General features: G+C 45.0%; 20 protein-coding genes. 10 read left to right on the top strand and 10 right to left on the bottom strand.

All coding sequences use genetic code 11. The features are described from left to right. Complete coding sequence (locus tag VHA02S_RS14215) at window positions 1-1101, top strand: alkene reductase (protein WP_038899482.1); 1101 nt, start codon at window positions 1-3, stop codon at window positions 1099-1101. Between the two features lie 148 nt (window positions 1102-1249). Here VHA02S_RS14215 and nifW read toward each other — a convergent pair whose 3' ends face one another. After that, on the bottom strand, window positions 1250-1525 hold the full coding sequence (gene nifW, locus VHA02S_RS14220) for a nitrogenase-stabilizing/protective NifW family protein (RefSeq protein ID WP_038899481.1): 276 nt from the start codon (window positions 1523-1525) through the stop codon (window positions 1250-1252). Window positions 1526-1780: 255 nt separating this feature from the next. Here nifW and VHA02S_RS14225 point away from each other — a divergent pair, with 255 nt between their 5' ends. Then, entirely contained in the window at window positions 1781-3628 is a 1848-nt protein-coding gene (locus VHA02S_RS14225) for an acyltransferase family protein (RefSeq protein WP_038899483.1), read from the top strand. Between the two features lie 321 nt (window positions 3629-3949). Here the strand turns inward: VHA02S_RS14225 and VHA02S_RS14230 are convergent, their stop codons facing one another. The 3 genes from VHA02S_RS14230 to VHA02S_RS14240 all read right to left on the bottom strand — a co-directional run bounded on the left by VHA02S_RS14230 (window position 3950) and on the right by VHA02S_RS14240 (window position 6529). After that, a complete protein-coding gene (locus tag VHA02S_RS14230) occupies window positions 3950-4420 on the bottom strand; it encodes an RES family NAD+ phosphorylase (RefSeq protein WP_038899480.1) in 471 nt (156 codons plus the stop codon). Window position 4421: 1 nt separating this feature from the next. Beyond that, window positions 4422-4874: an Xre family toxin-antitoxin system antitoxin gene (locus tag VHA02S_RS14235; protein WP_005426938.1), complete on the bottom strand. Its 453-nt coding sequence runs from the start codon at window positions 4872-4874 to the stop codon at window positions 4422-4424. 113 nt (window positions 4875-4987) lie between these two features. Next, window positions 4988-6529, bottom strand: coding sequence for a glutamate synthase-related protein (locus VHA02S_RS14240; protein WP_038899479.1), 1542 nt, complete (start codon window positions 6527-6529; stop codon window positions 4988-4990). Between the two features lie 129 nt (window positions 6530-6658). Between VHA02S_RS14240 and VHA02S_RS14245 the strand changes: the two genes are divergently transcribed. Then, window positions 6659-7138, top strand: a complete 480-nt coding sequence (locus tag VHA02S_RS14245) for an aminoacyl-tRNA deacylase (protein ID WP_038899478.1) — start codon at window positions 6659-6661, stop codon at window positions 7136-7138. 87 nt (window positions 7139-7225) lie between these two features. On the opposite strand, the gene VHA02S_RS14250 is transcribed toward VHA02S_RS14245, so the two are convergent. Continuing rightward, window positions 7226-8203, bottom strand: coding sequence for a ribonuclease Z (locus VHA02S_RS14250; RefSeq protein WP_038899477.1), 978 nt, complete (start codon window positions 8201-8203; stop codon window positions 7226-7228). A gap of 468 nt (window positions 8204-8671) precedes the next feature. On the opposite strand from VHA02S_RS14250, the gene VHA02S_RS14255 reads away from it, so the two are divergent. Then, entirely contained in the window at window positions 8672-9958 is a 1287-nt protein-coding gene (locus VHA02S_RS14255; protein WP_038899476.1) for an outer membrane protein transport protein, read from the top strand. Window positions 9959-10003: 45 nt separating this feature from the next. Beyond that, a complete protein-coding gene (locus VHA02S_RS14260) occupies window positions 10004-12721 on the top strand; it encodes an SO2930 family diheme c-type cytochrome (RefSeq protein WP_038899475.1) in 2718 nt (905 codons plus the stop codon). A gap of 144 nt (window positions 12722-12865) precedes the next feature. Here VHA02S_RS14260 and VHA02S_RS14265 read toward each other — a convergent pair whose 3' ends face one another. Together VHA02S_RS14265 and VHA02S_RS14270 are read right to left on the bottom strand one after the other, a co-directional pair. Continuing rightward, window positions 12866-13324, bottom strand: a complete 459-nt coding sequence (locus tag VHA02S_RS14265; RefSeq protein WP_038899474.1) for a hypothetical protein — start codon at window positions 13322-13324, stop codon at window positions 12866-12868. Window positions 13325-13434: 110 nt separating this feature from the next. Next, entirely contained in the window at window positions 13435-13626 is a 192-nt protein-coding gene (locus VHA02S_RS14270; protein ID WP_005447081.1) for a hypothetical protein, read from the bottom strand. Window positions 13627-14112: 486 nt separating this feature from the next. On the opposite strand from VHA02S_RS14270, the gene VHA02S_RS14275 reads away from it, so the two are divergent. Continuing rightward, window positions 14113-14505, top strand: coding sequence for a hypothetical protein (locus VHA02S_RS14275; protein ID WP_038899473.1), 393 nt, complete (start codon window positions 14113-14115; stop codon window positions 14503-14505). On the opposite strand, the gene VHA02S_RS14280 is transcribed toward VHA02S_RS14275, so the two are convergent. Next, a complete protein-coding gene (locus VHA02S_RS14280; protein ID WP_038899472.1) occupies window positions 14502-15506 on the bottom strand; it encodes a metal-dependent hydrolase in 1005 nt (334 codons plus the stop codon). The two genes, VHA02S_RS14275 and VHA02S_RS14280, sit on opposite strands and share 4 nt — an antisense overlap. Before the next feature lie 249 nt (window positions 15507-15755). Here VHA02S_RS14280 and VHA02S_RS14285 point away from each other — a divergent pair, with 249 nt between their 5' ends. Both VHA02S_RS14285 and VHA02S_RS14290 read left to right on the top strand, forming a co-directional pair. Further along, complete coding sequence (locus VHA02S_RS14285; RefSeq protein ID WP_009699013.1) at window positions 15756-16547, top strand: CLCA_X family protein; 792 nt, start codon at window positions 15756-15758, stop codon at window positions 16545-16547. Window positions 16548-16661: 114 nt separating this feature from the next. Further along, window positions 16662-17993, top strand: a complete 1332-nt coding sequence (locus VHA02S_RS14290) for an MFS transporter (protein ID WP_005447086.1) — start codon at window positions 16662-16664, stop codon at window positions 17991-17993. A gap of 91 nt (window positions 17994-18084) precedes the next feature. On the opposite strand, the gene VHA02S_RS14295 is transcribed toward VHA02S_RS14290, so the two are convergent. Then, the gene (locus tag VHA02S_RS14295) at window positions 18085-19389 is read right to left on the bottom strand and encodes a ferredoxin reductase family protein (RefSeq protein ID WP_233921896.1); all 1305 of its coding nucleotides are present in this window, start codon (window positions 19387-19389) and stop codon (window positions 18085-18087) included. Window positions 19390-19655: 266 nt separating this feature from the next. Here VHA02S_RS14295 and VHA02S_RS14300 point away from each other — a divergent pair, with 266 nt between their 5' ends. Next, window positions 19656-19988 (top strand): PepSY domain-containing protein, encoded by a 333-nt coding sequence (locus VHA02S_RS14300; protein WP_038897540.1) that lies wholly within the window; start codon window positions 19656-19658, stop codon window positions 19986-19988. Window positions 19989-20126: 138 nt separating this feature from the next. Here the strand turns inward: VHA02S_RS14300 and VHA02S_RS14305 are convergent, their stop codons facing one another. Then, entirely contained in the window at window positions 20127-20603 is a 477-nt protein-coding gene (locus VHA02S_RS14305) for a YHS domain-containing (seleno)protein (protein WP_009699010.1), read from the bottom strand. A gap of 110 nt (window positions 20604-20713) precedes the next feature. On the opposite strand from VHA02S_RS14305, the gene VHA02S_RS14310 reads away from it, so the two are divergent. Continuing rightward, window positions 20714-21544 carry an AraC family transcriptional regulator gene (locus VHA02S_RS14310; protein WP_038897539.1) on the top strand — a complete coding sequence of 277 codons (831 nt, stop codon included), beginning with the start codon at window positions 20714-20716 and terminating at the stop codon, window positions 21542-21544. Window positions 21545-21547 lie beyond the last annotated feature (3 nt).

The raw sequence follows: 21547 nt of genomic DNA on the forward strand, positions 1-21547 counted from the left end.
ATGAAAGATACATTGTTTCAACCTGTACAACTTGGTTCTCTAACGCTTCAGAACCGTATCGTTATGCCACCAATGACTCGCTCTCGTGCAAGCCAGCCTGGCAACGTCGCAAACGACATGATGGCTGAGTACTACGCACAACGCGCATCTGCGGGTTTGATTGTTGCAGAAGGCACACAGATTTCACCTATGGGTCAAGGTTACGCTTGGACTCCGGGTATTTACAGCCAAGAACAAATCGCAGGTTGGAAAAAAGTCACTGATGCTGTACACGCAAAAGGCGGTGCGATCTTCGCTCAGCTTTGGCACGTTGGCCGTGTAACTCACCCTGACAATATCGGTGGCGAGCAACCAATTTCTTCTTCTGCACTAAAAGCAGAAAACGTGAAAGTATTTATCGATAACGGCACGGATGAACCTGGTTTTGTTGACGTGGTAGAACCACGTGAGATGACGAAAGAAGACATCAAAGTGGTTATCGAAGAGTACCGTCAAGCGGCATTGAATGCGATTGAAGCGGGCTTTGATGGCATTGAGCTGCACGCAGCGAACGGCTACCTTGTAAACCAGTTCATCGATTCTGAAGCAAACAACCGTACAGATGAATACGGTGGTTCGGTTGAAAACCGTCTACGTTTCTTGAGTGAAGTGGTTGAAGCGATGACTCAAGCGATTGGCGCTGATCGCGTTGGTGTTCGTCTTGCTCCGTTTACGTCATTAAACGGTACTGTAGATAAAACACCAGTAGAAACTTACACAGCTGCTGCGGCGCTGCTTGATAAGCTAAACGTCGTTTACATGCACATTGCAGAAGTAGACTGGGATGACGCACCAGATACGCCTGCTGAGTTCAAAACAGCCGTTCGTGAAGCTTACAAAGGCACTATCATTTATGCTGGTCGCTACAACACAGACAAAGCGGCTGAAGCTCTAGAAAGTGGCTTGGCAGATATGGTTGGCTTTGGTCGTCCGTTCATCGCGAACCCTGACCTACCGAACCGTATCAAGAACGATTACCCGCTAGCGGCTCACGATCCTGCGACGTTGTTTGGTGGTAACGAAAAAGGTCTGTTGGATTACCCAACTTACCAAGCAAACTAAATTGCTTCGCTTGCCTAGTTCAGCCGACTTATTTGAATAGGCAAGTTGAATAGACAAAAACCCCGCAGATGCGTTTGAGTGCATCTGCGGGGTTTCTTTTTAGCGTCCGGTGTTGTCTGACATTATGGTTTTGGCATTAGAGTTTTCTCTAACGACGTTGGCAAGAAGTGCAACCACGACAAGCTGAGCGTGTAGTTTTATCCAGTAAGCTGCGTTGCACCTTACAGTATGCGTTCTTTAATGCACGGCGAGCCGCAAACCAATCTTCAGGCTTAGTCAGAATCAAATAGCCATTGAAGCGCTTCACTAATTCCACTCTGTGTTTATCAATAAAGCGGCTATCAAAACCAATATCGAAGTAATTCAAAGCTTCTTCGATACAAGTAAAGCTGGCAATCTTGGCTTGAATATCGTTTTGGCTCATAGCCTCGTTTCTGAGTTTGTTCACTTAGCTTCGAGTATAAAAACTTCCGTTCAACCGTTCTTTGATTTACATCCGTAGCACGTCATTTTGCTAGAAACCACTGAGTTTTAAATTTTCAAAATGAAAATCAATATAAGAAGTCATCCTGCAAAACTCTTCTCATCTTCAGAATAACTTTTAACTCACTGATTTTATGATCCTAATTTTTGGTGCGCATTTTGCGTTAGTGAGTTTGTTGACTAGGGAGAGATGATGATGACTTACCGAGCAGAAATAGATGGATTAAGAGCGATTGCCGTCATATTGGTGATCTTCTTCCACGCAGACATCGAAGCGTTCGCTGGTGGCTTTATTGGCGTAGACGTGTTCTTCGTGATCAGTGGCTATTTAATTACCACAATTGTGATAAACGATTTGGATAAGAACCAATTCAGCCTTGCTGATTTCTACGAGCGCCGTATTCGTAGGATTCTGCCCTTACTGCTGCTGGTTATTGCAGTATGTTACCTACTCTCTTGGTGGTTGTTCCTTCCACATGCACACAAAGAGGTGGGCGAGTTTTCTGTATCTTCCATTCTGTCCGCTTCTAATGTTTTGCTTTACCTCAAAGGGCACAATTATTTTGGGCTGGAAGAACAAGCCAATCCGCTCTTTCATACTTGGAGCTTAGGTGTAGAAGAACAATACTACATTGTCATCCCTCTTCTGCTTATGCTTCTGGCACGTGGCAAGCTCATGTCTTACCTCACCTTCTTCATTGCGGTGTTTGCACTAAGCCTGATGGCTATTTGGTACGCCAGTGGTGATCCTGATTTCGCCTTTTACATGATTTTCTCTCGTGCGTGGGAACTGGCGGCGGGCTCTCTGATTGCCCTAGTGATGCGCAAAACCGTCATCAAACCTAACAACACCTTAGCTATGACTGGTTTAACCCTAGTTCTCGCCTCTGCTTTGTTATTTGACAAATCAAAAGACGGCGCCGGGCTCATGCTGTTAATCCCAGTGATTGGCACCGCACTTATCATCTTGTTCTCATCCAAAGACAACACGCTGGGTAAAGCTCTAAGCCTCAAATCAGTGGTTTTTGTTGGGTTGATCAGCTATAGCCTTTATTTGTGGCACATACCATTGCTGGTTTTTTATCGCTACGTACTTACTGCCGGACAAGAGTTCAGCCTAGCTTTTTATCTTGTCGCTCTAATTGCTTTTTCTTATCTAACTTGGCGCTTTGTTGAAAAGCCTTTCCGTAGCCGCAAGAAAATCGGCGTGAGCACACTTGCTGCATCACTTGTGTTAGTCACCCTGCCGCTGCTTGCTTTTGGTGTCGTCGGTCATAAAAACGGAGGCTTTCCCGACCGTAGTGCGTTTTTCGAAGCCATGCGCGTAAACAATGGCTACGGCATTGCATGTAATGGTAATACAACCATCAACGACACTTGTTCTTCATCTTCAGAGCCTACTGTCGCAGTATTGGGTAACAGCCACAGCATGGTCTTTGTTCAGCAGCTCTCGAATGACACACCTACGGGAGTTGTCCAGCTTACGCAAGATTCTTGTGCGATCGGTTATGTCGACATGATTGCAGGAGTCACTAATCTATCTTGTCGAAGCTTCTTCACCGATGCAGTAGAAACCATTCAGAATACGCCTTCAATTCGACGTGTGGTGATTTCTTCTAACTTCAATAAAGAGCTTTCCAAGCAAGATTACCAAGCGTCGCTCACCCATCTATTGAACGAGTTAGAAGACCGAGAGATTGTTGTTTTTGGTCCGACACCTTCTGCACCGCATGCTATTGGCGAATGCTTATGGAAAGCGCAATTGTTTGGTGATAACACAGGCAATGAATGTGACTTTTCGCCGAAGCAGTCACACCCGCATCATGTAGCAACGCTGGCAGCGTACTTTGACCAATTTGAACATGTCAAGTTTGTCGATCTTACTAACTACATCTGCCAACAGGACAAATGCGCAATGAAAGTGGGCAGCAACAATGCCATGTACACCGATGCAAGCCACCTCTCTTACAAAGGCGCAGAAATTGTATTGAGTAGCTATCAGAAGGAGTTGAGTGACAATCAACAGCTGACTGCTCAGCATTAACCCAATGGAAAAGAGAGAAAGAAAAGCTCAGCGCTAATCTAGGGTCTGTTGATCTTTTGAGCTGATTTTTGCAGCACTTTGTGGGAAATTTCTACAAGACAGAGGCTTTGAAGTGTAGCTAGCCTACATGAAAAGCCGATAACGCAGTAGAAATGAAGCACAAAGGCTGCCCGAAGGGTTCGGCTAGAATCGTTTTATGCTTTGTTAAGAAGCATTTACTTAGAATGACTAAGCTACATACTTCTTGCCGCGCCTAAAACGATTCTATCTCGAACAAAATTTAACCGCAAAAAATCAACAGACCCTAGTCTCTGAGCTTTTTTATTTGAAGATTCGCGGGTCGAAAGCAAAATCAAGCTTCTCTGCTTTCTTCAGGATCTCTTTCATCTTGGGATGGTTTGGATTGACGACGTAGTTGTTATCACGAGGCGAAATCGTTGAAGGCACTTGCAGTGCAGCAAACTCAGGATGTGGATCGTTGAGAAACTGGTCGCCAATGTATTGTGTGGATTCACTAGCAGGAATGGAGCGCCAAGTGACCGGCAGATCTTCTTCATCCAGTGCGGCAATCAAGTATTCCGGCATCTCGATACGATACAAATCGTAAAGCTTGGTGATCGCCGGATCGTTGTTTACATGCACAAAAACTTCTAACGAGCAGAGAGATTCGGATTGAGAAAAGTACAGTGCTTCGGTTCCTTTCGAGTTCCATCGCCCACCGTATAGCTTGGCACCGATTGGGCTAAATGGAGACTCAGAGAACTTCTTTTGAGTCAGTCGATAGAGCTTCATATTACGAGAATACCCCGTGCTCTAGTCGTCCAATCAAATCTTTGACGATTTCAAAATCAACCGTGGTTGAAACCATGTCTAGTGGGCGCTTTCCACCCAAACCATAAACATTCTCTCGCATCCAACCTAGTGCGCGTTCTTCATCATCAAACAGTTCTGTTGCTAGCTTAAGTAGCATCGCTAAACGATAGATGGCATCACTCTCTTGCGTGTTGAAGCGCTCTTCGTTTTTGAGTCGACGTTTGATGGTGCTCACCGGGATCAATGTGACGTGTTGGAATTCGCTTTGAGAAAGCTTCACACGCTCGACGATATTACGGTATACCTTTGGCTCAAAGCCTTTATGAACCGCATCGGTACGACCGGTTTCGGCATCTTCAATGCCCAGCATAAACCAAAAGTTTGCCTTATGAGGCAGCTTCGGTTTAAAGCTTTTTAATGTTGCCGTTGCCATACTGAGCTCCTATAGACCAAATGGTCTTAATATTATGGTCCATATGAGCTCAATTATCAATCGCACAAATTGCAGCTACAGTAAAACAGGCGCTAATCAGAGCAAGAGAAACGTTAAGGCTTGTCTACGCCTGCGAATTTCACCCCAGAAAGCAACGCCATATCGCGATTCCAAGTGGCGAGGTCGTGTTGATTAAACTTGCTGAGATCATCGTGTCCACAAGCCCTTGCCATCACTTGCATCAGCTCAACCGAGGCTTCAAAGAAGTTCTTCAATTGAACCGAGGCTTTATCCACATTCAAACGCTGTCTTAAATCGGCTTTTTGCGTTGCAATGCCTGCTGGACAATTGTTGGTATTGCACATTCTCGCGGCAACACAACCTATCGACTGCATCGCACTGTTAGAAATCGCAACGCCATCTGCCCCGAGCGCCATCGCTTTTACAAAGTCCATTGGAACACGCAGTCCGCCCGTGACAATTAACGTGACACGGTCACTCACACCTTGTGCATCCAGGTAGCGTCTTGCTCTAGCGAGAGCAGGAATAGTTGGCACGCTGATGTGATCACGGAACATAGCAGGCGCTGCGCCCGTACCTCCTCCACGACCATCCAAAATGATGTAGTCCGCACTGGCATCGAGTGCGAACTGAATGTCTTCTTCGATATGATTTGCACTTAGCTTAAAGCCTATCGGGATACCACCCGTCACTTCACGCACCCGATCTGCAAACTTTTTGAAATCTTCTGCGGTATGCAGATCTTTAAACGTCGGTGGTGAAATCGCAGATTGCCCTTCGGGAATGCCACGCACTTGCGATATTTTACCCACATTTTTATTGGCTGGCAGATGACCACCAGTCCCTGTTTTTGCTCCCTGCCCACCTTTAAAGTGGAAGGCTTGAACATTGAGCAACTTAGATTCGTCGTAACCAAATTGCGCACTCGCCAGTTCATAGAAATAACGCGAGTTCGCCGCTTGTTCTTCTGGCAACATGCCACCTTCTCCGGAGCAGATTCCGGTTCCGGCTAACTCCGCACCTTTCGCAAGTGAGATTTTGGCTTCTTCTGATAACGCGCCAAAGCTCATGTCAGAGACAAACAATGGAATTTTTAGTACCAGCGGCTTCTTCGCTTTTGGACCAATTACCAATTCGGTTTTGACTGGCACATCCTCCATCAGAGGTTTGGTTGCCATTTGTGCGACCATCATTTGCAGTTCATCCCAATGTGGCAATTGGTCTCTCGGCACTCCCATCGCCGTCATCGGTCCATGATGCCCTAACTTTGATAGCCCTTCTCTTGCCAATTGGTGAATAAACTCAACTGTGGGTTCTTCTTGCGTCGCCACTGCAATTGGGATTTCGTTATGTCCTGCTTGGATTCCCGGACCTTCTTGTCCCACTTGCTCAGAGGTGAACTGCTTATGCGTACCATCGCAGAAAGGCGCATTTGCGGTGTGCTTACACTGACACAGATACGCATCCTCATCCTTCTCAGCGACAAAGCTCATGGGTTTATAATCGGTTCCGGCGTGGGAGCCATCACAATAAGGTTGGTTCTTCGATCGCCCGCATCGACAAAAGTAATATTCTTGTCCTTGCACAAGCTCAACTTTGATGGGTTTGTTATCCGCTATTACTGGTTTGCTCATTTTGCTTCCCTTTTTCAATGCCATACTCTGTGGTTGGCTTTCAGTAAGCGTAGAACAGCTCAAGTAAAGCGTCAGGGGAATAGAGATTTACCTATACTTTATGTGGGTCTCAACACTCTGGAGGCTAACATGACCATGTCAACCCGGCTCGACCACTATTTGACTGAGCACCATATTCACTTTCAAACCGTGAACCACAGTCATAGTAATAGTTCGCTGCAAAGCGGTGTTGCAGCGGGTATCCCTCTCAATAACTTGGCAAAAGGCGTGATTTTGGAAGATCACCAAGGTCGTCATATGATGGCTGTCTTGCCTGCGAATAATAAAATCAGCTTGTCTCGATTGAATGACGAGCTCAACGCCTCTTTCCATTTAATCAAAGAAAGAGAAGTCTATCGTTTGTTTACCGATTGCGATAACGGTGCAATACCTCCAGTGGGTAGCGCTTATCACATGGCAACCATTTGCGATGAAATGCTCTCCAATTTAGAGCATGTGTATTTGGAAGCAGGCGATCACGAAACCTTGATTAAGTTGGATAAAGAAGCGTTCCGTGAACTGATGGGAGAAAGTCGTTTTCTACGCTTTAGTAGTCAGGTATTTCATTAGTCTTAAGCTGCAATGAATGCGGTATCTAGAACATGTTGGCTCTTGTTGTGACGATTTCATTTTAAATTGCTTTCGCGACAAGAGCCTTTATTCGTCCTTATCTTCAACGTCTTTAATCTCCTCAACCAAACCCGACCTGTCAATTCGATAATGCGCGAGATCGTGAGCAAGAAAGAGATGACCAGAGTAAGCTGTTTGAGCTTCTTGCCGAATCTGCTCGATCGAGACTTCCGCTTTAGGGCTAAATTGATAACGAGGACTAAAGTGAGTGAGAATCAAGTTCGGGACTTGTTTTGCCTGCGCATAACTGGCGACTTGTGAGGAATAGGCGTGACCGACTTCTCCTGCTCGCTCTTTCATCGCTTCTGAGTACGTTGATTCATGTACCAACAGGTGCGCGCCTTCAATTAGACTATCGAGCGTTTCTGGTTTGTCGTTATCACCACAAATAATCACTTTTCTCGGTGGATGTGCAAGCTTAGTAAACGCCTTACTCATTAAGGTTTGACCTTGGTACTCCACATCATTACCCCGCACAAGTTCTCCCCAGATAGGTCCCCTAGGTATGTTCAATTGCTCAAGCTTATCGATGTCTGGATACATACGAATGGTTGACTCTTCAAAACAGTAAGCAAAGCTAGGAACGCGATGGGAAAGTGCAGTTGCGGTAATCGTAAACTGACCAATTTCAATCGAATCAAACTGCTCGACTTCAATGAAGTGAAGTTCAAATGGTAGATAGAGTTTGGTGAACGCCTGAGTCGCTTCAAACCACTGTTTAATCCCCTCTGGCGCAATGATCGTCAGAGGATCTTTGCGGTTATTCATGCCTGCACTGGCGAGCAAGCCCGGTAAACCATAGCAATGGTCACCGTGAATGTGAGTAATACAGATAGCTCGCAAGTAATTCAGTGATAACGGAGTGTGTAGCAATTGGTGTTGAGTCGCCTCTCCACAGTCAATCAGAAACCACCCTTTCCCCTTGCTCTCCAGCAAAGCAGTCGCAGAAACATTACGGGATTTAGTTGGAACCCCAGAGGACGTTCCTAAGAAATACAGCTCCATATGACTTCCCATTCCTTAAGTAAAAGCTCTAATCACTCATAAAGTTTAGCATTCGATTCAGTGATAAATTGCATGATTCTGACCGATTTTAACACTAAGCTTTAAATATCAATTAAACACCCGTTTAAAACAATCGTACCAAAACACGCTGATTACCACTCGCTATTCTATAACACTTAAGCCATATTTTTTGAGTGGACATCAAACACCATAAGGCTATTTAGTAAAACATACGCAATATAAAAACTGAGCTTAACTATAACATTTACAGATATTTACACCCAAAACTACAAACCATTAGTTATATGAGATGGTAATAACAAATCCTGAAATTCAATGTTACAGCTATGTTAATTGTTTTTATGCTTGAGTTGAGTGTTTAGCAAATAACCTACTCATCCCCTGTATAGGTTATTAGGCACTTTTATTTAAAACGCATCCTAAAAACACATGGAGTTTCAGAGTGATATGAAGACAAGGAATGCAAAACTCGCGCTTGCAATAGGTCTAGCGCTCAGTTCCCCTAAGTTATACGCCGCTGGATTTCAATTATCCGAACATTCAGCCGCTGGTCTAGGGCGTGCCAATGCAGGCGAAGCCGCCATAGCAGACGGTGCATCAGTAGTCGCACATAACCCTGCAGCCATTACGATGTTCGATTCTTATCAATTGTCCGTAGGTGCTGCTTACATCATGCCAGAGGTTCGCGTAACCGGTAACGGACCTTCAGAATCCTTCAATAATCAGCTAACCAACAATGACGTCGTCGACAATGTGGTTGTGCCATCTTTTTATATTGCAGCCCCAATCAATGACTCGTGGTCATGGGGGCTTGGCATCTTCACTGACTTTGGTTTAGCAACCGAATACCCTGATGACTACTTAGCCGGACCGATTGGTGGGGAAACCAGTTTAGAAACGATTAATTTTAACCCTACCATCGCCTACCGAATCAACGACGAGTTCAGTGTTGGTGTTGGCGCTAGCATTGTTTATGGTAAAGCCAAGCTCACACGTACATTGGGTATTCTTGCCGATGCCATCAATGCCGATACGGGTGCAAACTTTGCACGCACAGATATTGCAAAATCACTCGATGGTGATGGCTGGGGTTACGGTTTTAACCTCGGCGCACTTTGGGAGATCAACGGAAAGCATCGTTTTGGATTAAGCTATCGCTCCAAAGTGGATGTGGATTTCGAAGGCGATTATTACTCAGACATCCCAAGTGCGATTTCGATGCCGGGTGAAACCGTGACGGGTGACCTAACCCTAAATCTGCCGAGCATTACTGAGTTCTCTGGTTTCCATCAGATTACCGATCCACTAGCTATTCACTACAGTGTGATGATGACGGGTTGGGATGTGTTTGAAGAAATCCGCGCCACCGTAGATGGGCAAGAAGTTCTGCAAAAGGATGAGAACTTCGAAAATGCCTTCAAATATGCTTTTGGGGCAACTTACCAACTTAACCCATCCTTCACTCTGCGCGCGGGTATTGCTTACGACGAAACGCCTAACGTGAATGACAAGAGCATCAGCTTGCCAGATTCCGACCGAATCAATTACAGCTTTGGTGCCACGTACGCCTTCAATCAAAACAGCCGAATCGACTTTGGATTCACCTTTATTGATGCCGAAGAAGTCACGTTCACTGAGCCGCTTGAGCCGCACGCTCTACCGGGTGTGGATATCGCCTATCGCTCTGAAGGTGATGCCTACATATACGGAATCCAATACAACCACTCTTTCTAATTATTCCTGACTGAGTCAATAACACTAATTACAAGGAAGCAAATCATGCACGGAATAAACAAAACGGTTGTCGCTGCACTCATCAGTTCCAGTCTTTTGATGGGTTGTAACAGTGACGATTATGACGAACCGCAAACCTCTAGCGGTTATGAATTATCTGAATACGGTACACCAGAATTATGTGGCAATGATCAGGAATGGGCGAGCGCGGAACAAGTCACCGCGATTGAAAACCTGGTCGAACTTGCCGAAGACAACAGCGTGGTAACACTGCCCGCTGGTTGTTTCAAAATGAACAACCAATTGACGGTCGATTCGAAGAATAACCTCGTGTTACGTGGTGCTGGTATCGACCAAACCTACCTCGACTTCAGTAGCGTGGATGGCAAAGACGGTATTGCCATCAGTGGTGGTTCGAACATCACCGTATCCGATCTCCAAATTGCAGAAGCCTCTAAGAACGGTCTTAAAGCTGACGGGGTTGAAGGTATCATTATTCGTGATGTCGCGGCGGTTTGGCTCGAAGTGCCTCGTGCACGTGACGAAGATGGTAACCTACGCGGTACCTACGGCATCTATCCCGTAAAATCTCAAAACGTCTTGATTGAAGATACATGGAGTTACGGCAGTGCCGATGCAGGTATCTATGTGGGTCAAACCATCGGTGCGGTTATCCGTGACAACGTAGCGGAAAAGAACATCGCCGGTATCGAGATTGAAAACAGTTCGAATGTGGATGTCTACAACAACTTAGCGCTAGGAAACACGGGCGGTGTGCTGCTGTTTGACCTACCGGGCGCCACCACTATTGGTCGCTTAATTGATGATGTACGCATCTTTGATAACGTAATTCGTGACAACAACTTAGAGAACTATGTTGATACCACGTGTCAAAATGGGCTTGGCGGCTGTGGCGTGGTGGGCATCGTTCCTCCTGGTACTGGCGTCGTCATTCTGTCCGGACGTAATAGTGAGTTCTTCAACAACACGATTACTAACCACGATTCGATGGCACTTGCGATGACGAGTTACTTACTGGTGAATGGCGATCCCAACGCTTACAGCCCACTCAATGGGACATCTGAAGGCAATGCCGTTATGCAGGGCTGGAACCCTGTTCCGACCAACATGTATTTCCACGACAACACCATTACCAACACGGGCGCCAATCCAAATGGTTCTCTGATTGAGGATATGATTTTAGCGTACACATTGAATCATCAAGCCTTCCCTGCTCTGTTTTATGATGGCGCTGGTGAGTCACTGATTCGTTCACAGATGTTTGCACCATTGCGTGATGCGCTCAACGGTATGACAGGAACAACCAACTGGAATTACCTTACCGAGTTTACCGATGCAGACAGCAACTGTTTAGTGAACAATGGCGCAAGTGTCGGTGTATTGGTTGATAACATGGACCCAACCGCCATTGGTCGTTATGCGGAAAACCCAGCCAATGCAGATTTCTTATACGAGAAAGAGCAAACAACGCTACTTACCGCTGGTTGTGATTCTAAGACGCCATTAGACATCAATACCGTCACAATTAATGGCGTGGTGTATGGCTACAATCAAACCGAAGACGGAGCGACGGGTCCTGATAATCCAGATACACCAAACGGTATCGTCGGCAACGCAAGCTGCGCCCTAGATGACGTGACGGGTATTAACTGGGATGCGATTACTCGTGAAAGCGCGACATACGGTGAAAACTGTGTGAGCTTGTCGCAATACAATCTGTTTGAAGATGCCAAAGATCCAACACAAAATCTTAACTTAGCGGCATCTGCGAAAGGTACTTTGTATGAGATGAACGTTGAACTCTTTACTGACTATGCACGCAAATACCGCTTTGTAGTGATGCCGAACGAGGCTTCAGCAAGCTATCGTGAGCAAGAGGTGTTCGACTTCCCAGTAGGTACCGTGTTGATTAAAACCTTTGCGCTACCTTCAAGCACAGAGAATGCTCGTGGTGAAAACGAAGAGCTCATTGAAACTCGCCTATTGATTCGTCGTGACAGCGGTTGGATTGCCCTGCCTTACGTATGGAATGAAGACAAAACCGACGCTTACCTGACTGCCGTATCGGTACCCTTTGAGCGCAGCGTAGAACATAACGGCGAAACGCTTAATTTCACTTATGAAGTACCAAGCCGAAATGAGTGTACCTTGTGTCACAAAGTAGAATCTGATGTCTCCGATCCTACTGGTAACACACAGCCAAAAGGTTTCTCTCCTATTGGTCCTAAAGCTCGTAACCTAAACAGTGTTCAAGATGTCTCTGATGGCTCGCCAGTCAACCAACTTGTACATTGGGAAACGCTGGGGCTATTTACAGAAGCTTTACCAAATACACCAGAGAACTTACCTAAGACCCCTGTCTTTGATACCGAAGCGGGAGCAAGTAATCTAACGGATACTGAGCTACTGGATTACGCCAAAGCGTACCTTGATGTGAACTGTGCGCACTGCCATCGCACCGAAGGTAAAGCGGCGAGTAATCCATTCAAGTTTGAATACTGGCGTGAAGGGATCAGCGAAATGGGTATTTGCGCTCGTGGTATCACCTTCCACAAAGGCCCATCTCCGTATGTGATTGTACCGGGTGATCCAGAAAACTCTGTGCTGCACTACCGCATCAATGTCGACAACGGAAATATGATGCCAGAACTAGGCAGACACGTTGTTCACGATGAAGGTGTTCAGTTAATTGCCGATTGGATTAACTCGATTGATACCACAGGCTGGAGCTGTGTAGAGTAATAATATCAATGGCTACCAAGTGTTTAAGTAACCATTAACTTACTTCAACTAGCCGTATTAAAGGCAAACGAAATAGAAGAGCATATGAAAAGTCTCCAGCTATGCCGGAGACTTTTTGCGGTTTTATGCTTAATCCAAATTGATTTAGTCTTGTGGATTCTCTTTCGCGTTGATTTCTGCGTAGGTGTGAAGAAGCTCAGTTAGCGTTTTCACCCATGCAAAAACATCGTTTGGTGTATTCTCTAATAGCTTTTCAACTTGCACGCAGTGCGTTTCAAGTGTGATAGCTTCTTCTAAACGGAATGAAATCGCGTAGAAATGCCACAGCACAAGCCGAGTCATTCGCTCACTGTTCTGCTTCGCATTATCGGATTCATCAAATGCTTGCTGAATTTCGCTTAGCGCGATTGCAGTCATACGTAACATTGCATCTAGGCGCGCCGATAACATACGGTCTTCGCTGTCTACTTCTTCTTGATCAAAGGTAAACAGCTCGTTCATCACATCTTCTGGCACCATTTTACTGATCATGCGAGCACTGAACTCTTCCAGTTCATGGCGAGGCATAGTCACAAGACAATCGAACGTGTAATCACGAAGCATAAAATCACTCTATATCAGTTATAACTTTTAGAGTGCGCATTCTAAGGGCTGTGATTTCAATTGCCAGTGTTTCTTTTGTTGGATGTCCAACGAATCTTGTTCACGTCGCCTTAGTCGGTAGATTTACTCTTCTTAAAATACTGGAACACTTTCCAAACAGCGAACGCTGCCACACCAACGATCAATGCAGAGCGAAGGAGAATGGGCGCATCGTGTTCGAGTTGGGTTGCGTGAGGGACAATGCTTGCAAACAACCTACTGGCAAAAAGCAGCCCCATCACCAACATAATAACCTTATTCATACGCGCTACCTTTCAAAGTCGAGTCCCACGCACCAAACGCAGTTATCGAGTTGTTTGCTAAATAAGAGCCTTAGCCCTGAGTGAACTTAAAAGAATGCGCGCCATGATTGTCGTCGTCAACACCGCCGAGGTCTGAAAGTCGGTAAGCTAATATTGCATATTTGAGGAAGCGCCAAGTGATGCCGATCAATTACTCTCTGGCTGCCAACCTTAATCCCCGAAGAACACATTCTGTCCCTTATTTGACCATAAATCGTAGTTTTTCATAACTTTGGAGAACTAGGAGCTTTGAATGTACCCGTGCAACCTCGCTTTTAACTTTGGGTAAGGGCTTTATAGAGATCACGAATTTTCATTTGAAATTCCATTACTTTCAAAAAGAGGAACTTGCCTCCATCAAAGTTCACCGCATTTAGTACGGCTTCTTGTGTTTACAATATTTATGAAATCAACAGCTTTCAAACGTAACACTCAGGAGGCTCACCTATGAACAACGAGGCAAAACAACTTTTTCACCATCTGTGTCATCAATACGACGAGCTGTCTCAAGACTTAGCTACTCGCCCTTTTCCTGAGCTATCGGAAACCATCCGTCACCCACTCGGTTATTGCTTTGTTCGTTGCTCTATCGGCAGTCAACGTTTTTCAATAGTGTCGATCAAGTTTGATCCTTCGGTACGAGGTCAAGGTGTGCTAACGGCTTTTATCAACTACATCAAAAGCAATCCACATCACTACCAAGGCGTTGAAGTTGCAATCATCGAAAACCAAAATTTAGCGAAAAGGTTGCTGTCCCTTGGGTGGGAATACAAATCCTTGTTTAGCAAACTTTTCTTCTCCAAAAAGCCCACGCTCGTTAAAGACTTTCAATGCACCTAGTCGTCGCCTTTTAGCATATCGATAAATGCTCGTCTTGATTCAGCAGACATATCACGATGTGTCGTGTATGCCACATGAGCACTTTCCTTAGCAGCTTTCGTAAGCTCAATGCTCCACAAGGCATTTATCTGGTTTGGCACTAGTGAGTAACGTACGTCAATGATACGCCGTTCATTGTTGGGATCTCGTACGACAAAGCCATCAGAAAACCATCGGAATCGCTCAATATCTGCGGCTTGCTGTGATGTACGGCTTAACCAAGGAAAATCTTTGCTGACATCTAATTTAGTCACAGATTCACCAGTATAGATTTTTGTGTACGTCCCTACTCTTATGGCGTCCACATAGTAGTTACCATCAGCTTCGTAGATGACTTTCCAAACCAGAATGTTTGCGAACGTGGGTTTAGCTTCTAATCGCAACGGCACATGTTGTCTTGCTTTAGCCACCTTCCATCCAGTCTCTTCTGCTCTTTCTCTTTGAATCACTCCGAAGGAGAGATAAGCGAGAGCCCAAATTAAAGCGATTCGCCCGTACCAAGGGTTACGTTTCCAGAACGCAAACAGAACACCAATTAAAATTGGAAGCGTAAAGAGAGGATCGATAACAGAAACCGTATTCCACGAATAACGAGCATTGGTTAGCGGCCAGAACAGTTGAGTGCCGTAACTGGTGCACGCATCCAGTAAACCATGTGTCGCGTAACCAAGTGCGCAATACCACCAGCTTTGTTTGAACGATAACCCAAACCTTTTGCCGAGCATTGGGTATAAAGCCAATGCACAGAGCAAACTGCCAATAGGAATGAACACCAATGAATGGGTGAATTGTCGGTGGTATTCAAGAAACAACAGCGGGTCGCTCGAAGACTGAATCAGAATGTCTAAATCTGGCGCCATGCCCGCAAGCATTCCAAGCACACCTGCCGCCACTAAATGCTGTTTTTTACTTGCCGACTGAGACAAAGATGCCCCAACGAGTCCTTGAGTTAACGGGTCCATCGGCTATGTTCTTTATTTTGTCTAAAAACCAGAAAGGTTGGCTGCATAAAATATCCGTATTTAGTGAACTCGAGAAAGGAACGACATAGCGCATCAAAGTGATTGAATCTCTGAGTTATTTGCACAAGAGCACTACCTTTAGTGTAGAAGGAGTCAGTTACTTCCGCCTCTATTACGCTATAATCTGACACCTTACCTTTTGAGTATAAGTTTGAGGAAACTCAATCAACGCCAATTCCGAGGAATGCCTTGCAATTAACCAGCTTTAAATACAAAACGCGAAAAGGTCCTGACTATCGTCATGGGGAGCAAGTGTCGTTCATCGATATTAAAGAGACCTTTGGCATTGGTGGTATCCGGATTGGCAAATGGGTTAATACGGAGGAAAAAGATCTCGCTGCAAACTTGATCTTTGATTCTTTGGCTGACTTAGCTTATCTCTTAGCGTTGCCACCTTCCGCCATAGGGCTAAGAGGCAATTTGAACCTCGCCTTCGGTACAGGTGGAAGTAAAGGTGTTCAAGCGCATTATGCACCGAATCAACGCGAACTTGCTTTAGCTAAGAATGCAGGTGCTGGTGCACTTGCTCATGAGTTCTGGCATGCGTTCGACCATTACATCGCGGAAAAAGCGTTTGATATTGGTGATAGATCAGGTCCACAACGTAAGACGATATTTGCCAGTGATTGCTGGCTGCATAACGCAGAGCATTTCCCTCACCCATTAAACGAGCGACTGCTTAAGATTTTCGATACAACTTTGCTCAGTGCCGACGGACAAGATAAGCACGATTACGTGACTCGAAGCGTTAAAGCGGATAAAGCAATGGGCGCTAGTTACTTTTCTCAACCTACGGAGATGATGGCAAGAGCATTTGAAGCCGTCGTCGAATCTTGCTCGGGCATCGAAAACTCTTATTTGGTTTCCGGCACAACTAAGGCGGACGCCATTATCGTCTATCCAGACATTGCTCATCGCCAAGTCATTCACCAGGCACTGCAAGCTTATTTCAGACCGCTTGGTGAGGCATTGAGCCGATAGCAAAGAATAGCGATTATGCGCCACGAGATATCATGATTTCCCAGTACAGACCTTTACCACAGAACTAAAAAAGGTTTATACATAAACTTATATTATTCAAAGTGCTGATATTTCATGACGCTAAAACAAATTCTGCAAATCCGTAATGTCCGCTGCTTCTTAATGTTTCGAAGCAGCTACTTTGCGCGATTCTACTATCCAGTGTTCACTCTACTCTATTTAGATTACGGCTTAACACTGTCTCAATTTGCGATGCTCAACGTGGTTTGGGCTGCAACCATCGTGCTAGCTGAAGTCCCTTCCGGTGCATTTGCCGACACATTAGGACGCAAACGACTAGTGGTGCTATCTTCGATAGTGATGTTCATCGAAATTGCAATGATCGCCTTTGTCCCTACAGGAAATCCCACTTTTGTTTTCATTGTATTTTTGATTAACCGAGTGTTGAGTGGCTTAGCTATGGCATTGGCAAGCGGCGCAGATGAAGCGCTGGCTTACGACACGCTAAAAGAGCAAGGCAAAGAAGATTTGTGGCCACGAGTGCTGCAAATCCAACTTCGACTGTCTTCGAGTATCGGTATAGTCGTCACCCTTTTGGGTGCAGCCATGTACGACGTCAACTTTATGGCAAGCGTTTATCATTTCTTAGGATTCGCAGAGCCAGAGTCTACACAAGACATCATGAGAATCCCCGTCTATGCGACCTTGTTTGTAGCAATGATTGCTATCTACTCGGCATTCAGCATGAGAGAAGCGAAAAAAGTCATCCCGAGCAACAGCAGTAAGTTAGCGTCCACGATGGAGAGTATGAAGCTGACCCTCAACACGGCAAAATGGGTATTGTCGACGCCTTATGTATTGTTCATTCTTCTCTACTACAGCTTGTTTGAGCATACATCACGTATGTTTTTAACCATGAATAGCCAGTACTACCGTGCCATTGATATTCCGATTATTTACTTTGGTTTTATTGGTGCAGGCATCAGTGTGTTGCAGATTCTGTTGGCAGGACAAAGTCGTCGTTTAGCAGAAAGCATGGCTCCGAAAACGTTCATTGCAATAATGGGGTTTGCGAGTATGGCGACGTATTATTGGATTAGCCTTGGATGGTCTATTTACGGCGTCATTCCGGCGTTGATCCTTATCTTCATCATTATGACGATGAACATTTTCATTAGTTATCATCTCAACAAGAAAACGGAATCTCACAACCGAGCGACGGTACTTAGCTTTAAAGGTTTAATGTTTAACCTAGGCTACGGCTCAATTGGTATTCTTTATGCCTATTACTACAAGTTAATCTCGCAAAACTATACGCAAGAACAGATCGCACAGCACATCGATTTCATCGCTTCGCTATCTTCATTCTTTTATTACTTTACGTTCTTGTTTATCGCCATCAGCGTATTTTTCTACTTTAAAGATAAGAAGCAGACCATTTTCTAACCGCAGATATTGGCGATTCAACCCCATCTAAAGATACCAAATAAGGCGAACCAAACGGTTCGCCTTTGTGTAAACAGATAGCGATTTCTAACTACCTCAATTCAAACAACTCTCGATGAAATGACTTCGCCGGTAAACCTAACCTTACAAATGCTTTCTCAAGTGTCTTGCCTAATTCTGATGGTCCGCAGTACCACACACTGCAATGTCTAGTACCTTCTACACACTCTGTGACTTCTGCATTTCTGAATCGACCTTGTACACTTGTGTTCTTCGTATATAGTGTAACACCAGCCTTCTTTGCTCTTTGTTTTAGCTCGTCCAAAAGTGGCTTATCTTCTTCTCGATAGCTGTAAAACAAGTACACCGTTTTGCTTGCACCAACTGTCTCTATCGCAGTTAAAAATGGCGCAATACCAATGCCTGCGGCAAACCAAACTTGTCGTTCTGCATTATCTTGAAAATTGAACCGTCCATACGGTCCTTCAATACGCGCAGCTTGTCCAACCTTTAAAGAACCTTTCAACGCAGAGGTGTAATCGCCATTCGCTTTGATCATGAGCCTTACTTCACCATTTTGATGGTAAGCGGAAGCTAAACTAAAAGGGTGTGGGCGCTCGTTATCACCAAAATCGACAAAGGCAAATTGACCTGGTTGATAAACAAACTCCGCTGAATCAACTTTGAGCATGACTTCAATGCCATTACTGATCGGCTTGATACTTTGTACTTTGGCATCATGGCATTTCTTCTTACCATTCAAATTAAAGATGGTCATGAAGCACCCTACCGTTGCTAACCCACTCACACATAAGAGAATGGCTCCAGAAGGGGTTAGCCATAGACTCGCCTCAAAAAACATCACCATGTGTAAAACTAAAAATAAGTATAAATACGGAAGCACTTTGTGGGTGAGTTGGAAGACGTTGTGCTTAAACTTTTTAATCCATGCGATCAGAACAAACGCAGCGGAAAGGTAAAAGCCATACTCACCAATAAGCTGAGCAGGGTCGCCCATTGCATCTATTAGTTTCCAAAACGGGAAAGTCTCATCCTTTGGTTCGACAAAACCAAAATCCATAGCGAAATCATCACTTAAAAATGCGCCCCAATGAAACAACGCCGAAAACACGGCAGAAATACCAAGGTACTTATGCAATCGATATTGTTTATCTAACCCTCCTAACCAGCGCTCTAAAGGCCAATGTTTAACAGATAAAATCACGCACAACGACATAAGCAACATTGACACAATGCCACTGTAGTTAACCAAATAAGTGCGCACCTGCCAAAATAAGGACCATTCAAGAGTTGGAGTTCCAATTTGCAACACAGCATAAGGGACAAGTAACGTAATGAGTACAACACCAAAATTGAGCATCAAATTTCTATTCATACAACGAGGTCAATCCAATCATGACTTTAATCGTCACTAAGCTATCAATAGAAGTGTGAAAAACTTGTATAGCTCGAACCCTCCAGACCATCAGGGATGGGTTGAACGCTAAAGTTCGTTAACGCAGCGATAGACGCAGTACGACAATTCTATCGGGACGAGCTTGTTCAATGCTGTATTCACATTTCTTTTACACCGTCACCTACACTATGGAGACGACAATAAAAGACCTCTCTCAGATGAAATTAGCGCTTAAGGAGAACTCAATGAAAAAACTCATATTATGTATCGCCCTAACCGCTTTTGGTGTGTTAAGTCTGCCAAGTTATGCTGCCACCGATGCAGAAATCATCAGTCAAGAAGATGCCCTTAAAGCAGCGCTAGGGGCGTTAGATGTTGAGGTGCTAGGCATTCGTCACGATGAACCTGATACCCAGTGGGATGTGTTTATTAAACGTGGAGATAAAGCGTACGAAGTCGAGGTTGATGCTCTCACAGGTAAGATTGTTGCGGCGGAAGAGGAAAGTCTAGCCGAAGTTCAAGCAGAACTTTCTGGCGATCTTTCACATGAAGGCGTGATTGGCGATGTCGATAAATAACGAGTGAGTTAAGGGCAACATAAACCGCTCCTATTAATCTCACTTTGTGTATTCCGCCCTTCTAATAGCCCATCGAAAAAAGGCGAACCAAATGATTCGCCTTGGGCGGACAGTAGGAAAGGAATTTATCGAAGACAGTTACAGCTTATCAGCGTCAACGACTTTTATGGTTGTCCAATTAGAGTTGGCATCTTGGATGAAGCCTTGTGTATCTTCCAACCAGCGCTTTTGCACCGATTTATCAAGATTCAGATATAGTTTGCCGTCTTCAATTTTCCACGCTTGAGGGTCAGTTTCGAACTTTTTACCCATCGCTACACCAAATGCACAGTAACCACCGTATTGTGGTGCGTAAGCTTGTGGATCCGTTTTGAATTGATCACGGTTTGCCGCATTAGCAAAGTGGTAGATAGCATTGTTGTAAGTGGCTGAATATTCAGGCTTGCCTTGCACTGCGCCATTATCTGTAAAGTACGCAACTGGGTCATATCCCTTGATCGCAAGATCATTTGCATCAACGCTCATGCCTACATCCGCAGCCATCAGTGAAAAACTGGTTCCGAGTAAAGCGGTCATTAAAGTGAGTTTTCGACCAGTTGATTTAATGCGTGACATAGTAAGCTCCTTGTCTGTGTTTGTTTGCCTTGTGTGAATAAATTAGCTAACTCTTCCGGTCTATAAAGGGACAAAAGACCAAAAAAGTACGCGAATCGTTCGGAGGTAACATGGATCTGCTGTCACAACTGATGAAGCATTTTTCAATACGCACAGGCGTTTTCTATTCTGGACACTTGTGTGGCATCTCCTCGTTCCAAGCAGAGCACCATAACCGAGGCCATTTGCATGTTTTGAATGCTGGTGAATTGATACTGACAAGCGCAAACGAGAAGGCTCAAAAGCTAACAGAGCCTTGCATCGTTTATCTGCCAAACAATACGCCGCATAGAATTGAAGGGAGCGAAGAAACAGAATTGGTTTGCGCCAATGTGGATTATCGAGGTGGGCAGATCAACCCTCTATTGTCTGTCTTGCCGGATGTCGTCGTTATCCCTTTTAACGCGGTGCCGAACCTAACTCCGGTCTTGGATATGCTCTCTTCGGAAGCAAGAGGAAATGGCATCGGACAAGAGTTTTTATTGGATAAGCTGAGTGATACCTTAATGGCGTTGATCTTTCGTTATCTTATCGAGGAAAAGCAAATTGAACACGGCTTGTTTGCTGCGCTCGCCCACCCACGTCTAGCTCCCGTTGTGACCGCCATTCATCAGCTCCCTGCCCGTCATTTTCATCTTAATGAATTGGCATCATTGGCGGCCATGTCTCGCACTCAGTTTATTGAGACCTTTAAACAAGTGGTTGGTGAAACTCCGGGGGATTATGTACAAAAGTGGCGAGTATCGGTCGCGCAATCGATGTTATTGCAAAATAAGCCGTTGAATTGGGTCTCTGATGAAGTCGGCTACAGTAGCTATTCTGGCTTCTCCCGCGCTTTTCAAAATGTCTCAGGAATGTCACCACGTCGCTGGTTACAAGAGCAAAAGGATGAAGTTGTTTGACGC

The sequence above is a fragment of the Vibrio harveyi NBRC 15634 = ATCC 14126 = KCTC 12724 genome, assembly GCF_001591145.1.
Classification (GTDB): Bacteria; Pseudomonadota; Gammaproteobacteria; order Enterobacterales; family Vibrionaceae; genus Vibrio; species Vibrio harveyi.

What these genes read in the sequence shown, in the direction of transcription:
- VHA02S_RS14215 (WP_038899482.1), top strand. Translation starts at nt 1, where the DNA reads ATGAAAGATACATTGTTTCAACCTGTACAACTTGGTTCTCTAACGCTT.
- nifW (WP_038899481.1), bottom strand. Translation starts at nt 1,525, where the DNA reads ATGAGCCAAAACGATATTCAAGCCAAGATTGCCAGCTTTACTTGTATC.
- VHA02S_RS14225 (WP_038899483.1), top strand. Translation starts at nt 1,781, where the DNA reads ATGACTTACCGAGCAGAAATAGATGGATTAAGAGCGATTGCCGTCATA.
- VHA02S_RS14230 (WP_038899480.1), bottom strand. Translation starts at nt 4,420, where the DNA reads ATGAAGCTCTATCGACTGACTCAAAAGAAGTTCTCTGAGTCTCCATTT.
- VHA02S_RS14235 (WP_005426938.1), bottom strand. Translation starts at nt 4,874, where the DNA reads ATGGCAACGGCAACATTAAAAAGCTTTAAACCGAAGCTGCCTCATAAG.
- VHA02S_RS14240 (WP_038899479.1), bottom strand. Translation starts at nt 6,529, where the DNA reads ATGAGCAAACCAGTAATAGCGGATAACAAACCCATCAAAGTTGAGCTT.
- VHA02S_RS14245 (WP_038899478.1), top strand. Translation starts at nt 6,659, where the DNA reads ATGACCATGTCAACCCGGCTCGACCACTATTTGACTGAGCACCATATT.
- VHA02S_RS14250 (WP_038899477.1), bottom strand. Translation starts at nt 8,203, where the DNA reads ATGGAGCTGTATTTCTTAGGAACGTCCTCTGGGGTTCCAACTAAATCC.
- VHA02S_RS14255 (WP_038899476.1), top strand. Translation starts at nt 8,672, where the DNA reads ATGAAGACAAGGAATGCAAAACTCGCGCTTGCAATAGGTCTAGCGCTC.
- VHA02S_RS14260 (WP_038899475.1), top strand. Translation starts at nt 10,004, where the DNA reads ATGCACGGAATAAACAAAACGGTTGTCGCTGCACTCATCAGTTCCAGT.
- VHA02S_RS14265 (WP_038899474.1), bottom strand. Translation starts at nt 13,324, where the DNA reads ATGCTTCGTGATTACACGTTCGATTGTCTTGTGACTATGCCTCGCCAT.
- VHA02S_RS14270 (WP_005447081.1), bottom strand. Translation starts at nt 13,626, where the DNA reads ATGAATAAGGTTATTATGTTGGTGATGGGGCTGCTTTTTGCCAGTAGG.
- VHA02S_RS14275 (WP_038899473.1), top strand. Translation starts at nt 14,113, where the DNA reads ATGAACAACGAGGCAAAACAACTTTTTCACCATCTGTGTCATCAATAC.
- VHA02S_RS14280 (WP_038899472.1), bottom strand. Translation starts at nt 15,506, where the DNA reads ATGGACCCGTTAACTCAAGGACTCGTTGGGGCATCTTTGTCTCAGTCG.
- VHA02S_RS14290 (WP_005447086.1), top strand. Translation starts at nt 16,662, where the DNA reads ATGACGCTAAAACAAATTCTGCAAATCCGTAATGTCCGCTGCTTCTTA.
- VHA02S_RS14295 (WP_233921896.1), bottom strand. Translation starts at nt 19,389, where the DNA reads ATGAATAGAAATTTGATGCTCAATTTTGGTGTTGTACTCATTACGTTA.
- VHA02S_RS14300 (WP_038897540.1), top strand. Translation starts at nt 19,656, where the DNA reads ATGAAAAAACTCATATTATGTATCGCCCTAACCGCTTTTGGTGTGTTA.
- VHA02S_RS14305 (WP_009699010.1), bottom strand. Translation starts at nt 20,603, where the DNA reads ATGTCACGCATTAAATCAACTGGTCGAAAACTCACTTTAATGACCGCT.
- VHA02S_RS14310 (WP_038897539.1), top strand. Translation starts at nt 20,714, where the DNA reads ATGGATCTGCTGTCACAACTGATGAAGCATTTTTCAATACGCACAGGC.